Annotated in this window: 9 protein-coding genes; 7 read left to right on the top strand and 2 right to left on the bottom strand. The window is 33.6% G+C overall.

Going from position 1 to position 17,232, the window contains the following annotated elements:
• Positions 1-75 precede the first annotated feature (75 nt).
• Together AC6CH4_RS09750 and AC6CH4_RS09745 are read right to left on the bottom strand one after the other, a co-directional pair.
• Positions 76-777, bottom strand: a complete 702-nt coding sequence (locus tag AC6CH4_RS09750; RefSeq protein WP_492966551.1) for a LytR/AlgR family response regulator transcription factor — start codon at positions 775-777, stop codon at positions 76-78.
• A complete protein-coding gene (locus tag AC6CH4_RS09745) occupies positions 767-1,819 on the bottom strand; it encodes a sensor histidine kinase (RefSeq protein ID WP_498102435.1) in 1,053 nt (350 codons plus the stop codon). Before AC6CH4_RS09745 ends, AC6CH4_RS09750 begins: the two co-directional genes overlap by 11 nt.
• A gap of 269 nt (positions 1,820-2,088) precedes the next feature.
• On the opposite strand from AC6CH4_RS09745, the gene AC6CH4_RS09740 reads away from it, so the two are divergent.
• From AC6CH4_RS09740 to AC6CH4_RS09710, 7 genes are all read left to right on the top strand, one after another.
• Positions 2,089-5,277, top strand: a complete 3,189-nt coding sequence (locus tag AC6CH4_RS09740) for a SusC/RagA family TonB-linked outer membrane protein (RefSeq protein WP_498102433.1) — start codon at positions 2,089-2,091, stop codon at positions 5,275-5,277.
• An 11-nt stretch (positions 5,278-5,288) separates the two neighbouring features.
• The gene (locus AC6CH4_RS09735; RefSeq protein WP_498102431.1) at positions 5,289-6,812 is read left to right on the top strand and encodes a SusD/RagB family nutrient-binding outer membrane lipoprotein; all 1,524 of its coding nucleotides are present in this window, start codon (positions 5,289-5,291) and stop codon (positions 6,810-6,812) included.
• 85 nt (positions 6,813-6,897) lie between these two features.
• Positions 6,898-7,923, top strand: coding sequence for a glycosyl hydrolase family 18 protein (locus AC6CH4_RS09730; protein WP_498102429.1), 1,026 nt, complete (start codon positions 6,898-6,900; stop codon positions 7,921-7,923).
• Positions 7,924-8,274: 351 nt separating this feature from the next.
• The gene (locus tag AC6CH4_RS09725) at positions 8,275-11,307 is read left to right on the top strand and encodes a SusC/RagA family TonB-linked outer membrane protein (protein ID WP_498102427.1); all 3,033 of its coding nucleotides are present in this window, start codon (positions 8,275-8,277) and stop codon (positions 11,305-11,307) included.
• A gap of 10 nt (positions 11,308-11,317) precedes the next feature.
• Positions 11,318-12,898 carry a RagB/SusD family nutrient uptake outer membrane protein gene (locus tag AC6CH4_RS09720; protein ID WP_498102425.1) on the top strand — a complete coding sequence of 527 codons (1,581 nt, stop codon included), beginning with the start codon at positions 11,318-11,320 and terminating at the stop codon, positions 12,896-12,898.
• Between the two features lie 106 nt (positions 12,899-13,004).
• A complete protein-coding gene (gene nagB / locus AC6CH4_RS09715) occupies positions 13,005-14,942 on the top strand; it encodes a glucosamine-6-phosphate deaminase (RefSeq protein ID WP_498102423.1) in 1,938 nt (645 codons plus the stop codon).
• A 153-nt stretch (positions 14,943-15,095) separates the two neighbouring features.
• Positions 15,096-17,162 (top strand): beta-N-acetylhexosaminidase, encoded by a 2,067-nt coding sequence (locus tag AC6CH4_RS09710; RefSeq protein WP_498102421.1) that lies wholly within the window; start codon positions 15,096-15,098, stop codon positions 17,160-17,162.
• Positions 17,163-17,232: the final 70 nt, after the last annotated feature.

The following is a 17,232-nucleotide window of genomic DNA, read 5'->3' as shown; positions in this document are numbered from 1 at the left end:
TTAAACCAACAACATGATTTTTTCAACAAAGTGTTAATTTTTACCTAGTTAGAAAATGAAAAATGGAATGGTATTTTATTCAAGAATTTTAGTTTTTACATCCTTACTATAATTTCGTCCTATAGGAATAGTATAAGATTGTATCTGAATGCGATTTCCTTCAATAGATTTCACCTTGTTTAAGGCAATTACATACGATTTATGGATGCGAAGGAAGCGGTCTGCAGGTAATTCTTCAGATAATGACGTTAGTGATTTATGTGTAATGTAGGTTTTGTCAGGAGTCACTACTTTGATATATTCCTTCATTCCTTCAACAAATAAAATTTCTTCAATATTAATTTTCATCATTTTTTTATCAACCTTAATGAAAATATGAGAATCACCTTTTGTTGTTTCTACTTTAATGTTGTTTTTTAAATTGTATTCGGTTGTAATTTTATTAATACATTTTATAAATCGTGGAAGCGGAATAGGTTTTACCAGATAGTCTAAAACATCAAGGTCATAACTTTCAGCAGCAAATTCCCTAAATGCAGTTGTGATGATTACTTTTGTTTTATTTTCAATCAGACTAATGAGTTCAAATCCGGTCATCATTGGCATATTGATATCCAAAAATACGGCATCAACAGTTGTGCTATTTATGAAATCAAGTGCTTCTAAAGAATTATTGAATGTAGCAATAACCTCAAAATCAGTAAAATTATTAAAATAATTTTGTAAGACTTTGATAGCTAATGGTTCATCATCAATCAACACGCATTTAATCTTCATTATAAATAGGTATTTGCAAACGAATTATATAGTAATTCAATTTTGTGGTTTGTTTTAAGCTGAAATTGTTTTTGTAAATTAACTTTAGTCTTTTCTTGGTATTAGTTAATCCGATTCCACCTTTTGAATTAAGATTTTGTGAAATTACAAAATTATTTAGGATTTCAAAATCTAACATTTTATTATCGATAACTTTACAATTGATCTTAATTTTTAAGTTTCGATTGTTTAAACCTCCATGTTTAAAGGCATTTTCGACCAGAGAAATAAAAATTAGCGGAGGAACTACAACATCTTCAATATTAGATTCTAAGTTGATCGTAACTTCTACATTTTCAAAGCGTAACTTTTCAATTTCAATGTAATTCTGAATATAATCGATTTCTTTAATTAAAGGAACAAATTTGGTTCCTTTTACATCATATAAAACATATTCCATCAAATTTGATAATTTAATGATAACGTCTGGAACCTTGTTGGAGGATTCTAATGATAAAGCATATAAATTATTTAAGGTATTGAAAAAGAAATGTGGCTGAATCTGATTTTCAAGATACTTTAATTTGATTTTGAATTGATTTTCCCTTAATGATCTGTTTCTTTCACGTTCCCGCAACCAGGTTAAAGTCAAATAAACAGATGAAGCCATTGCCAAAACATATAATTCACCAATACAAACAGCAACAATGTGATTGATCTCAAAAGGATGATATTCACGATTTGCTTCTGGCCAGATATTTTCGGATATAATATAATAGGTAAGAGCTGTTTTGAGTAAATAAATAGCAAATAAACTTAATAGTAACGAAAAGGTATACGTAATATACTTCTGTTTTAATACGTAACGTGGCACCAAAACAAAGAGATTAAAATATACTAGAGGAATGTGTAAGGAGAACTCAACTAAATTTGATTTGAACGAATACGGATAATCGTTAAAGTACGCACCCCATCGTAAAAAGTTCAAAGTAAAGTAACTACCCCAAAACCAGAAGTGATTTTGAAGTTTTATGTCAAATTTTAATTTTTGAATTTCGTTCAACTTAGTAGGTAAGAGATTAGTGCGTTTTAACAATTGTTTAAATATAATGCAACTTTAAACAATTAGTTATTAAAACACAATTCTTTTGAAGAAAATTTTATAAAAATTGTCATTTCGTCGATTATTTTTTTAAGAGATCGTTTTCGTAAAACATAATGTTGAGTGTTTTATGTCGTTTGTTTAAGGTTTAATGCTGTTTGTTTAAAATGTTTTATTTATGTTAATTTTAACAATAAATTAGCGACTTAACCAAAAAAAACCATGACAAAATGAAACAAATTGTATTGATCTTTATGATTTTTTTAACTGCGCAGGTCACGCTGGCACAGGTAAAAATAATCAAAGGTTTAGTAAGCGATCAGAACGGATTGCCGTTACCAGGAGTAACTGTTAGTATTCAAGGTACAAAAACTGCAACTCAAAGTGATTATGATGGTATATACTCAATTCAGGCCTCGCCAGGTGACGTGCTTGTTTTTTCGTATATAGGAATTAAAACCAAAGCAGTAACTGTTACAACAGCAGCTACTTTAAATGTCGTGCTAACTGAGGATGCACAAAATTTAGATGAAGTTGTCGTTACGGCATTAGGTATTAAAAGACAGAAGAAAGAACTGGGGTATGCAGTTCAGGATGTTAAAGGAGATCAATTAAACAAAGTAATTACAACCAATGTAACTACAGCACTTTCCGGTAGGGTAGCCGGGGTTGATGTTTCGATCCCTGCAACTGGAGTTGCCGGAAGTACAAGAGTTATTATTAGAGGCATTTCTAGTATAGGCGAGAGTAATCAACCGCTTTATATTGTAGACGGTGTTCCTATTGATAACGGAGGTTTATCGAATGATAATGCAGCAAATAGTATGTGGTTTGATGGAAGAGATAACGGAGATGGGATTTCTGGTATTAATCCGAATAACATTGAAAGCTTAACGGTATTGAAAGGTGCAGCTGCTGCAGCTTTATACGGTTCAAGAGCATTAAATGGAGTAATTTTAATTACAACTAAAAAAGGAAACAAAGGAAAACTTCAGGTTGAATTAACCAGCGGCGTTAGTTTTGACCGGGTAAATGCTAAATATTCAGATTTTCAAAGTGAATATGGTACAGGATCAAATGGTGTATTGCCAGATCCTTTAAAATCGCCTACAGAAATTTATGGGTATACTACAAATGCTTGGGGCCCTAAATTCTCTGAAACAATTGGACAACAAGTAAAAATATTTGATGGTTCGATGAAACCATATGCAAAAGTTGAAAATAATATTCAGGATTTTTTTGGAACAGGATTTACTACTACAAATGGAATAGCGGTATCTGGAGGAAATGACAATGCATTCGTGCGTTTTGGTTTCAATAATTTAAAAAATGATGATGTTATTCCAAATTCTGGTTTGGAAAGAAATGATGCCAGTTTAAATGCAACTTTAAGATCAGAGAAATTTACTTTAGATGCTAATGTAAATTATATTGCAGAGAATACTAATAATAGGCCAGGTTTAGGAGATTCTCCTAATAATGTTGGATACTCATTGAGTGGATTGGCTCCTAACATAGATCAGGCCTGGTTACAAAATTATAAAAATGAGGAAACTGGGGAAATTTATAAGTGGAACAGTAATGTTTACCAATTGAATCCTTATTTTACTACACAGGAAAATCATAATTCATCTGTAAAAAATCGTTTTATAGGAAATGTTACAGGAACATATCAATTAAAAAAATGGGTTGCCTTAACTTTTAGAACAGGTTTAGATACTTATGCTTTTGGCGCTAAAGATTTTATGGCTGCCGGGAGTACATGGCCAGGCAGAGATGAAGGATATTTAGGTTTAAACAACATCAACGTTTCAGAAATGAATACTGATTTAATTGCAACTTTTAATGGCATTAAATTAGCAAATGACTTTACTTTTTCTGGAATTTTAGGAGCAAGCCGAAGAGATTTTAGAAGAGAACAAAACTCAAGATTCGGAACTAAAATTATTGAACCGGGAACAGAATACATAAGTAATTTTGTAAACCAAACAGAAAATGCTCCGGTAGAAACAAAAACAAGAACAAATTCAGTTTATGGTTCTGCAAAGTTTGATTACAAAGGTTATTTGTATACTGAGTTTACAGGAAGAAATGATTGGTTTAGTGTAATCAATAAAGATGCTTTTTATCCTGCAGCTTCATTAGGTTTCGTATTCTCAGACGCATTTGGAATTCAAAGTGATGCATTCTCTTATGGTAAATTCAGAGCATCTTGGGCACAAGTTTCTAATGCTCCCGGAGCTTATAAAAATGCATTAAATTACACCACTTTTGCTTCTTACAATGGTCAGAGTGTTGTAAATATTAAAAATACTGCGGCACCAAACCCTGATTTAACTTACCAATCTAAAACTGGAATTGAATTTGGATTGGAAATGGCTTTTTTTAAAAACAGGTTAAAAGCTGATATTACAGTATATCGTGAAGATACTTCTGACCAAACACTGGATTTACCTTCATCTTCAACTTCTGGTTACGAATTTATTTCTGTAAATGCCGGAGAATTAAGGAATGAGGGTATCGAAATATTTTTATCGGGAACGCCAATTAAAACTAAAGATTTTGAATGGGGAATTGATTTGAACTTCTCAAAAAACAAAAACTCAATACTTTCTCTACATCCGGATATTAATACTTACACCATTTCTGATGCTCGTTGGGCTGGAGCTTCTATCGTAGCTAAAGTTGGCGGTCAGTACGGTACTATCATGGGTAGAGATTTTTTAAGAAATGAAGCTGGAGAAAAAGTAGTTGCAGCAAATGGCTTGCCTTTGTTTACTGATGAGAAAGTAGCATTAGGAAAAGGACTTCCGGATTGGGCAGCTGGTTTAACTAACAGATTTACTTATAAAGGTATTACACTTCAATTTTTGATAGATATGAAATTTGGTATGGATGTATATTCTATGACCAATTCAGTTGCGGCGACAAAAGGACTTTTAGATGTAACTACTGAAGGTAGAGATGAATACAATCATGCAAGAGCTGAGGCAGTTGCCAGTGATCCTAATTTTAGTCAGGGAACTTGGGTGCCTACAGCAGGTTATGTTGCAGAAGGTGTCGTAAATACAGGAACAGCAGCAAATCCGGTTTATGTAAAAAACACAATTCCTGTTAATCCTCAGGATTACTGGAATACGGTATTTAATAACTCACCAGCACCATTTATTTATGATGCTTCTTATGTAAAATTAAGAGAAGTTAGTTTGGGCTATAGTATTCCGAAAAGTGTCTATAGTGGAGCAAAAATTAATTCAATTTACATTTCTGCATTTGCAAGAAATTTATTGACTTTTAATAAAGATCTTCCAAACGTTGACCCGGAGTCAATGTATACTTCAGGAAACGGACAAGGATTTGAATATGGTTCATTACCATTTAGAAGATCGTATGGTTTTAATATTAAAGTTGCATTCTAAAAAAAGAAATTATGAAATTTAAACAGATAATAATAGCCATACTCACATTGTTTATTGCAGTAGGCTGTACCGAAAATTTTGATGAACTGGAAAAAGATCCAGTAGCATTGTCTGCAAATCCAGCCGGACAACTTACGTTTACTCAATTGTGTATGTCTGGAGATGGATTTTATCAATGGAGAGCCAACCTGATTTATTCTGGTGGCTTTGTACAGCATTATGCAGGAGCATGGAATGTAACTGAATTTGGTAGCAAATTTAAGAAAAATGATGGGTATGCCACTGCATTATGGCGAAATGGTTATCAAAACGAATTAAAAAATGTTGTTGATATCCTCGAAAAAACTAGTGGAGATCCTTCAATGGTAAATATGAATGCTGTTGCTAAAATCATGAAAGTTATGGTTGTACAACGTATAACTGATATTTATGGCGATATACCTTATTCTGAAGCTGGGTTAGGTTTTTCGAAAGGAATCGTAGCTCCTAAATATGATAAACAGGAAGATATTTATACTTCATTTTTTAAAGATTTGGAAGATGCTAACAACCAATTAAATGCTGGCGGCGGAGCAGTAAAAGGCGATTTGTTTTATAATGGCGATATCGCTAAATGGAAAAAATTGGCAAATACATTAAGATTGCGTTTGGGAATGAGAATTTCTGAAGTAAAACCAGCAGAATCTGAAAAGCAAGTGAAAGCAGCTTTGCAAGCGGGAGTTTTTGAAAGCAATCTTGACAACTGTATCATGAAGCATTTAGATGCCACATTTAATGATGATCCAGCTTCTATCGATTTTAGAGGTAATGGATTGGCGTATGCTCTTGTGGGTAATGAAAATGGAGATCACTTTAGCACTTTAGTTATAGACTATTTAAGAGATAACGGAGATCCAAGATTGCCGATGTATGCTACTCCTAAAACAACTAGTAGTCTTGCCTGGGGAGCACCATTACAACCAGGCGAAACGCCATATGAAGGAGTAAAACCAGGACTTTTTCAATGGGAGGTTCCGATGGGCGCAAGTTCAACTTCAGGAATTCAGGATTATTTTAAGAAAAAAACGACACCATTTTTACATGTTAGCTATTCAGAAACACAGCTATTATTGGCTGAGGCAGCTTTTAGAGGCTGGGTTGCGGGCTCTGCAGCTGATTACTATAAAAAAGGAGTTGAAGCAGGTATTAAGCAATTGGAAATTTATGGTGCTACACCGGCTACTGCGGCAAGTATCAATACTTATTTAACTGCTAAACCTTTAGTTGCAGGAAAAGAAAAAGAACAAATTGCAACGCAACTTTGGATTACTTATATATTTAATAGTATTGAAGCGTATTCAAACTGGAGAAGAACAGGATTTCCAAAATTAATTCCAATAACCAATGCAGATTCTGAAACTGGAGGAGTTACACCAACTCGCTTATATTATCCAAATGATGAGGCGCAAAAAAATGAAGTAAATTATACAGAAGCTTTATCAAGAATGGGAGGAACTAACGATTGGTTAAATAAAGTTTGGTGGGATAAAAATTAAAAAATATCCAAGATAAGTTGTATGCCTAATAAGGTGTTATTTTCATTCTAATTAAAATTAAAAACAAAAGTTTAAATTAAAAATTATGATTAAAAATAAAGCCTTATTAGGCATCCTTTTTTTTATATGTTCTCTTTTTTCTGCTTATAGCTGCTCTTCACAAAAAGAGAACGATGTTAAAATTTCAAAAGTAAAAACGGCACGAGTTTTAGGTTATTTATCTTCAGAAAATTTTAGTAAAATGAATTCGATTCAGTTTTGCAAATTGACACATTTAAATATTGCCTTTGCAAATCCGGATAAAAATGGGAATATAATTTTTAACGGAGATATTGATGCAGTAGCTAAATATGCTAAATCTGTCAATCCTAATATTATAATAAGTATTTCGCTCGCCGGCGGAGTTTTATCAGAAGAACAGACAACCATTTGGTCCTTGTTAATTGATAAACCTGAAAATCGTCCTAATTTAATTCTAAACATTATAAAATTTGTAGAGCTTCATCATCTGGAGGGAGTTGATGTCGATCTGGAATGGGATGCTGTAACAACTGGCTATAGTGGTTTTGTTATTGAATTAAGAAAAATTCTGAGCGAACATAAAAAGTTAATGACGGCGGCGCTACCCAATAATTCCCGCTTTGATAATATAAATTCAGCGGCATTAAATGCCTTCGATTTTATAAATATTATGTCTTATGATAGTACCGGACCGTGGACACCAGATAATCCCGGACAGCACAGTTCATTTAATAATGCACAAGACGGAATCAATTTTTGGCATAAACTGCATAATATTCCAAGCGAAAAATTAACTCTTGGAGTGCCATTTTATGGATATAATTTTACTTATGCAAATGTCACTAGTGCTACTTTTAGTCAAATTGTAGAAGTAGAAATTCAATTTGCAGATCAGGATGAAATAGGTAAGATATATTATAACGGTAGACAAACAATTGCTCAAAAAGTACAATTTGCTTCAGAAAATACCGGAGGTATTATGATTTGGGAAGTAGCACAAGATTCTTTTGGTGAGTATTCACTGCTGGATGTAATTCATAAGAAATATATCAGTTTAAAATTTAAAACTACTGGGCTTTGTGGTAATTAAAATAGTACTGTAACTCATTTTGAAAAATAAATGCGTCAATTATATATGAAGATGACTTTATTCAGATTGTTAAAACAGGCTGTTAAATAAAACTTAATTTTTAAATCTAAATATCAGATTTTTAAGGTGTTGTTGTTTGTTTGCGTGTTTTGTAAAAAAAGTTAATTTACTGAATATAATCTTCTTTAGTACTGCAAAATGTGCTGTTTATTTAAAAGAAAACGTTTTCGAAAAACAGATTATTGATTGATTTATGTCGTTCGTTTAAAATTTATTGCTGTTTGTATAATATATTTTTTTTAACAATACCTTAAGAATAATTTTACACCATAACTAACAAAATAAATAAACATGAAAAAAATTTTCTTAATCTTTATGATTGTTTTTACGGCGCAGGTTTCGCTTGCTCAGGTAAAAAATGTTAAAGGTGTGATTACAGATTCTGATGGGGTGCCATTGCCAGGGGCATCTGTTGCAGTACAAGGAGGTCAAAAAGGTGCTACTACCGATTTTGACGGTTTGTATTCAATCGAAGCACAAAAAGGACAAACATTAGTTTTTAGCTATGTGGGTCTTGAAACGCAAAGTATAGTTGTAGGTGATGCTACTACAATTAATGTAAAAATGAATATTGCATCTACTAATGCATTGAATGAAGTTGTAGTAACTTCTTTAGGTATTAAGAAAACTAGAAAATCTTTAACTTACGCAGCTCAGGAGCTTAAAGGAGAAGAATTAACAAGAGTAAGAGATGCCAACCTTATTAATACTATTGCTGGTAAAATTGCTGGTGTTGCTGTAACTAAAAGTTCAAGCGGAACTGGAGGTTCTACAAAAGTTGTAATTAGAGGAAATTCTTCGGTATCAAATAATCAGCCTTTATATGTTATTGATGGTATTCCATTATATAATGGTTCTTCAAGCCAGCCAAATGATAGTTTTGGTAGTACAGCTACAGGTAACCGTGATGGTGGTGATGTTGTTTCTCTTATTAATCCGGATGATTATGAAGGTATGACTGTGTTGAAAGGTGCTGCTGCTTCTGTGTTATATGGTAGTCAGGGAGCGAATGGGGTAATTTTGTTATCTTCTAAAAAAGCGAAAGCTGGTAAACCAGCTCTTACAGTTTCATCTGTAACAACTTTTGAATCAGCGGCATATTTGCCTAAATTTCAAAGTGATTACATCGCTGCTCCAGGTGCTGATGAATCATGGGGTGCTGCAGGAAAATCAAAAGATCATGTAAAAGACTTTTTTAATGTTGGAAATACACAAATTACTTCAGTAGGATATTCTACTTCTGCTGAAAATTCTTCTACAGCATTTACTTATTCTAATACCTCAGGAACAGGTATTATGCCAGGAAATAGTATCAAGAAAAACAATTTTGGTGTTCGTCAAACAGCAAAATTCTTTGATGATAAACTTCTTTTCGCAGCAAATGCTAATTATACTACTCAAGATATCGTAAATAAGCCAGTAAACGGATTTTACTTCAATCCTCTTACAGGAGTTTATTTGATGCCAAGAGGAAATGATTTTGATTATTATAAAGATAATTATGAAGTTTTTGATCCAAATAGAAACTTAATGGCTCAAAATTGGATGACAAACAGAGATATTATGCAAAACCCATATTGGGGTATCAATAGAAATAAATCTGTAGATAAAAATAATTTCTTCAACGGAGCATTGTCTTTGACTTATAAAGCTAATAACTGGTTAAGTATTGCTGGACGTTACAGTTACAATAGAGCTGAAAATGCTTTTGATAAAAAAATATACGCAACTACTCAAGGTACAATATCTCACGTCAATGGTAGATATTATGTAGAAAATGCTTTAAGTACACAACGTTATGCTGATTTAATTGCTACTATTAATACAAAATTCAGTGAAGACTTTTCTTTCAATGCTAACATTGGTACAAGTGTTACGAATACATTAGGAAACCAAAAAACTATTTTGGATTCAGGAATTGGTGGCGGATTAAAATATGCTAACTGGTTTACATTACAAAACTTCAATAATAATTCAGGAAATTATCAAACTATTGATTCCAGAAAAGAAGTACAATCTATATTTGCAGCTACAACATTTGGATATAAAGAAATGTTATTCTTAGACGTTGCAGCTAGAAATGACTGGTCATCAACATTAGCAAATACATCTAGTCCAAGTTACTTTTATCCGTCTGTTGGTTTAACAGCTATTATTAGTGAAATGGCAACAATGCCAGAATGGATTAACTTTGGTAAAGTTCGTGCTACTTATGCAGAAGTTGGTAATGATATTTACCCATTTATTACTTCTCCAACTTATTATTATACTCCTGGGGTTACAGATCCAAAGCCAATTGCTGCTCCTAAAACGGGAACATCATTGAAACCGGAATTAAAGTCAGAATATGAATTTGGAACAGAGTGGAGAATGTTTAATAATAGATTTGCATTTGAATTATCTTATTATAATTCAGAGACTAAAAATCAATATTTACAAGTTGTTGCACCAGCAGGAAATTCTCAAGGAGTTGATTTTTACGGTATCAATGCAGGTAGTATAGAAAATAAAGGTTTTGAGGCAGTTGTTACAGCAGGAATTATCAGAGGAGAAAAATTCTCATGGGATTCAAGCATTAACTATTCACAAAATAAAAATAAAGTTAAAGAAATTCCTACTGAGCTAGGAGGTAGAGTTAACTTAACTGAAGCAGGTGTAAATAGCTACAGATATGCTTTAATTGAAGGAAAACCATTTGGTGTTATTGAAGGTATAAACTTTAAGAAAGATGCTCAGGGAAGAATATTGTTAAATGATGATGGAACAATTCAAAAAACTGATTTTGAAGAAGTAGGAAATTCTAATCCTGATTTTATGTTAGGTTTTTCTAATTCATTCAAACTAGGTTCTTTCTTCGCTAATGTATTAATTGACGGTCGTTTTGGTGGTGAAGTAATGAGTTTGACACAAGCACAGAATGATTCTTTTGGAGTATCTAAAGCTACAGGAGATGCAAGAAATGCTGGTGGAGTTAGCATAAATGCCGTTAGAGCTAGTGATGGAACTCCGGTTTCAACTATGGATGCTCAACTTTACTACACTCAGGTAGGTGGTAGAGCAGGAATCACTGGAGAATATGTTTATAGTGCAACTAACGTAAGCTTAAGAGAACTTTCTATTGGATATAATTTCAGTGCTAAAAAATTACCATTTATTCAGACTGCAAGTGTTTCGTTAATTGCAAGAAACTTATTCTTTATCTACAAAGATGCACCGTTTGATCCAAATATTGCATTAAGTACAGGCGAAGGTTTACAAGGTGTTGATATTTATGGATTACCATCTACAAGAAGTATCGGTCTTAATTTAAATGTAACATTCTAATTTTAAAAACATGAAATTAAATACAATAAAAAGAACAGCTATCTGTATGTCACTACTCGCAGCAGTAGGTTGTACAGGTGATTTTGAAGATATTAATACTAATCCAAACGGTATTACTCCTGAATTATTTGAGCAGGATTTTAATCATATCAAAGGAGGATTTGCTCCAATGTTTAATAATATTCAGGTTTTAACACCAGAATGGGTTTATCAATTACAACAAGGGTTAAATTCTGATATCTGGTCTGGATATATGGCTACGCCGACAGGCTTTGAAGGTGGTATAAACAACACAACTTATGCGCTGGTTGACAACTGGAACGGATTTATTTGGGATTATGCTTATAGTAATGTAATGTTTAACGCATACGATATTGCCCAAAAATCTAAAGGTAAATACGATCAGTTTTATGCTTTGTCTTTAATATTGAAAGTAGAAGGTATGCATAGACTAACAGATACTTTTGGACCAATTATTTATTCAAAATTTGGAACTACTGCTGCAACTATCGCGTATGATTCACAACAAGAGGTTTACAATCAAATGTTTGCTGAATTAGATTTGGCTGTTGCTGAATTAACTAAAAGAGTAGATGCAGGTGAGGCTTCATCTTTTGCAACAACTGATATGTCAGGTTACGGTGGAGATTATAAGGCATGGGTAAAGTTTGCAAATACTTTACGCTTAAGATTAGCGATGCGTGTTGTTAAAATTGACCCTGCATTGGCAAAAACACAAGCTGAAAAAGCAGTAGCTCATAAGTTTGGAGTATTTATGACAAATGCCGATTTATTTAAAGTTGTTTCTCCAGTTTACACTAATCCAATCAATACACTTAGTGGTGCGTGGTTAGATATCCGTATGTCAGCAGACATGGAGTCGATCCTTGGTGGGTATAATGATCCAAGAACAGCTACTTATTTTGATACTTCAACTCAATTTCCAGGACAATACAAAGGTGTTCGTACAGGAATTGAAATCGCTGCAAAATCAGATCATCAGGATTTTTCAGGTATTGGGGCTGTTGTCAGATCAAAAGAAATTGTTTTAATGACTACTGCCGAAGCTTATTTCTTAAGAGCCGAAGGTGCATTAAGAGGATGGAACATGAACGGTACTGCTCAGGATTTGTATGAGGCTGGAATCAGAGCTTCATTTGAACAAAGAGGTGCTTCAGGTGCAGCAGCTTATATTGCTGATAATACAAAAACTGCAAAAGCTTACGTAGATCCTAATTTCCCTGTGAATAACTCTCCTGCAGTTAATAATGTTACTGTTGCGTGGGATGCTGCTGCAAATAACGAAGTTAAATTGCAAAAAATTATTACTCAAAAATGGATTGCTGGTTTCCCGGAAGGACAAGAAGCTTGGTCTGACTATAGAAGAACTGGATATCCTAAACTTTTCCCTGTACTTAAAAACTATAGTGGAGGTAAAATCACTACTGAATTTGGTGCAAGAAGAATCAATTATGTTAATTCTGAAAAAGCCGGAAACTCAGGTGGTGTTGCTTCAGGTGTTGCAAAACTTGGAGGTCCTGATAACGGAGGAACCAGAGTTTGGTGGGACGTTAACAAAGCAAACTTCTAAGAAAACAAGATTAAAAGAATTTTAGTTTGGTTAGTAGATGGTATAAGCGATGCAAGTTGCTTATACCATTTCAAAACCAACTTAATAATTACCAAAAAAGAAAAAAATGAAAAGTGCTTTAGAAATAAAACCTGATATCAGCTATAAAAGTGCAGGAAAATTTGAAGAGACAAGGTTTGAAAAAATCCATAATGAAATCTTCAAAAGTTCTGCAGAAGCTTCAGTAATTGTAGCGCAGGAAATCGCTCAGTTAATTAGATCTAAACAAGAAAAAAACAAATCTTGTGTATTAGGTTTAGCAACAGGTTCTTCTCCTATAAAAGTATATGAGGAATTAGTTAGAATGCACAGGGAAGAAGGACTAAGTTTTAGCAATGTTATCACTTTTAATCTGGATGAATATTATCCAATGACAAAAGAGAACAATCAGAGCTATCACTATTTCATGCATCAGCATCTTTTTAATCACATTGATATCAAGCCTGAAAATGTTAATATTCCTGACGGTACTGTAGCGATTGATGAATTAAATCAATACTGTATTGATTACGAAATGAATATCAAACAAGCCGGCGGACTTGATTTTCAATTATTAGGTATCGGGCGTACAGGTCACGTAGGTTTCAACGAACCAGGATCTCACATTAACTCTGGTACCCGAATTATTACACTGGATCACATTACAAGAGTAGATGCTTCATCTGATTTTAATGGTATTGATAACGTTCCGAAAAGAGCGATTACCATGGGAGTTTCTACGATCATGAGATCAAAAAGAATTGTATTAATGGCTTGGGGACAAAACAAAGCCGATATCATCAAAAGAACTATTCAGGGTGATATCAGTTCAGAAGTTCCTGCTACATTTTTACAAAATCATCCAAATGCAACTTTCGTTTTAGACCAGTCTGCAGCGGTAGAATTAACGCGTTTTAAAACACCCTGGCTAGTTGGGGAATGCATCTGGACACAAGAATTAAAAAGCAAAGCAATTGTTTGGTTATGCCAAAAAACAAAACAATCTATTTTAAAATTAACAGACAGAGATTACAACAATAATGGAATGTCTGATCTTTTGGCACAGGAAGGTTCTGCTTATGATTTGAACATCAATATGTTCAATGTATTACAGCATACCATTACGGGATGGCCAGGCGGAAAACCAAATACTGATGATTCACATCGTCCGGAAAGAGCCAATCCTGCAAAAAAACGAGTAATTCTTTTTAGTCCGCATCCTGATGATGATGTGATTTCTATGGGAGGAACTTTTTCAAAATTGATAAAACAAGGTCACGATGTACATGTTGTATATCAAACCTCTGGAAATATAGCGGTTACAGATGATGAAGCATTAAAATTTGCCGAAGTTGCCAAAGATTTTATTGGCGAAGCAGGAAGCGGAATAAATTTTAAATCGGTTATTGAATTTTTGAATAAAAAATCAGAAAACCAGATCGATTCTTTGGAAGTTCGAAAATTAAAAGGACTGATCAGACGAAGAGAATCTTATGCAGCGACAAGATATATTGGCTTAAAAGATGAAAATACACATTTCCTGGATCTTCCTTTTTATGAAACAGGACAAGTGAAGAAAAATCCGCTAGGTCCGGAAGATATTGCTATCGTAAAAGATATTATCGCCAAAATAAAACCACATCAGGTATTTGCTGCAGGTGACTTGGCTGATCCGCACGGAACACATGAAGTTTGTCTTAATGCCATTTTTGCTGCCATGAAAGAATTGAAGCCGGAAAAATATATGGATGACTGCTGGTTATGGTTATACCGAGGCGCATGGCACGAATGGGATATTCATGAAATAGACATGGCCGTTCCGCTTTCCCCATCAGAAGTATTATTGAAACGTCACGCGATTTTATATCACCAATCCCAAAAAGACAGAGTAATGTTTCAAGGAAACGATTCTAGAGAATTTTGGGTTAGGGCAGAAGACCGAAATAAAAACACAGCCATCTTATACGATGAATTAGGTTTGGCAGAATACGAAGCAATCGAAGCTTTTAAACGCTTTGATTACTAAAATTAGTTTCAGATTCGGTTAGAGCGAATCAAATTTCAAAATTCAGTTTGATTTTATAACGAAAGTGAGGTTCAATAGAAGTCATTCTGAGTTTTGTTTCTTTTATCTATTTATTAATGTTGTCTCCGGATAGCATCTTTCAAACACAATAAAATGAAATATTTATTAGTCCTACTACTAGCGGGTTTAACTTCTAGTGCTCAAATTCAAAAAGAGCAGCTAAACCTTATGCCCTGGCCTCAAAGTGTTGTTTTAAACGACGGAAACTTTACTTTAACTAAGAATTTTAAAGTAAATGTTACCGGAAATCCAAATCCAAGAATTTTTGGAGGTGTGACCCGTTTCTTAAGACGATTAGATGGTAGAGCTGGTATTTTTTTTGAACAGGGTTTTATTACAAAATTAAATGAAGTTCCAACAGCAGAACTTCAGATTAACTGTACTAAAAGCGGAAAAATTGGTTTGTATGAGGATGAAAGTTATCATTTAGATATTAAACAAAATAATATTACAATTAATGCAACAAGCGATTTAGGGGCGTTACATGGCCTTGAAACGTTATTGCAGATGTTGCAAAATAATAATACATCATTTTATTTTCCAAACGCACAAATTTCAGATTTTCCAAGATTTACCTGGAGGGGGTTGATGATAGATGCTTCAAGACATTTTCAGCCAGTTGATGTTATCAAAAGAAATATTGATGGATTGGCTGCAATGAAGATGAATGTTTTTCACTGGCATTTAGTAGACGATCAGGGTTGGAGAATTGAAATGAAAAAACATCCAAAACTAATTGAATTAGCTTCTGATGGATTGTATTACACACAAGAGGAAATTAAAAATATCGTAAAATATGCTGATGAACGCGGTATTTTGATAGTTCCGGAAATAGATGTTCCGGGTCACGGATCTGCAATACTTACAGCTTACCCGGAAATTGGGAGCAAAGTGATTACGCTGACTGGTGGAACTTCAGAAAAAAATATTCAGGGTACAGCAATCGCTACCTATGGAATTGAAAGAAATGCTGGTATCTTTTCGCCAACATTAGATCCTTCAAATCCTAAAACATATCAATTATTAAGCGAGCTTTTTGATGAGGTTTGTCCTTTGTTTCCCGGAGCGTATTTTCATATCGGGGGAGATGAAAATGAAGGGAAAGACTGGGATGCAAATCCGAAAATCCAAGCGTTCAAAAAGAAAAATAACTTAGCGACAAACCACGAATTGCAAACTTATTTTACCATGCAATTAGTGCCGATGCTTAAAAAACACGGTAAGCAACTAATGGGATGGGAAGAAATTTTGACAAAAAACATGTCAAAAGAGGCTATTATCCACTCATGGAGAGGACCTAACGAAGGTGTTGTCGCCGGTCAATCGTTAGTTGATGCAGTAAAAAAAGGATATAAAACAGTATTGTCAAATGGATATTATATTGATTTGATGTATCCGGTTGAGAGTCATTATTTAAATGATCCAATGCCAAAAGGAGCTAATTTATCTACTGAAGAAAAAGCAAGAATTTTAGGAGGAGAAGCAACAATGTGGACAGAACTTGCAACACCAACAACAATAGATTCCAGAGTTTGGCCAAGAACAGCTGCAATTGCAGAAAGACTATGGTCAGCAGAAAATATTACAGATGTTGAAAATATGCGTAAACGCCTTGATGTAATCTCATTTAGACTGGAAGAATTAGGACTGACGCATATTCGAAATAAAGAAGTAATCTTAAGAAATATATCAAACAATCAAGATACACAAGCATTAGATGAATTTACAAATGTTTGCGAACCTTTAAAAGGATATAAACGTAATAAAGGAGGAACTGAATATCAAATGTATTCTCCATTCACATTGTTTGCAGATGCGTGTACACCTGATGCTAAAGATTCTTTAGCTTTTGACGCGGCAGTTACTCAATATTTAGCAAACAAATCGCCTGAAAATAAAGCAAAAGTAATTGCATTTTTCAACAAATGGATTGCTATGAATAAAGGATTAATTGAACTGAGTTCCATTGCGCCGCTAATACAGCCCATTTTGCCTTTGTCTAAAAAGTTAACCGATGCATCGCAGGAGTTGTTACTTGTATTAGATAATAAATCAACATTAAAAAATGATGATTTAAAGAATTTGATAGAGCAATGTAACAGCAAAGATCACGCAGATGTTGAATTATCAGTATATGAAAGTCTTAAAAAATTAATTTGAAGTTTGGTTTGAATTAGTATGTTTTAGTTAGCAGGATTATTTAGTAATTATTTATCTCTACCAGAATTTC

The sequence above is a fragment of the Flavobacterium sp. GQ95 genome (assembly GCF_059758655.1).
The sequence above is the reverse complement of the archived record's forward strand: the minus strand, read 5'-3'. Positions and strand labels throughout refer to the sequence as shown.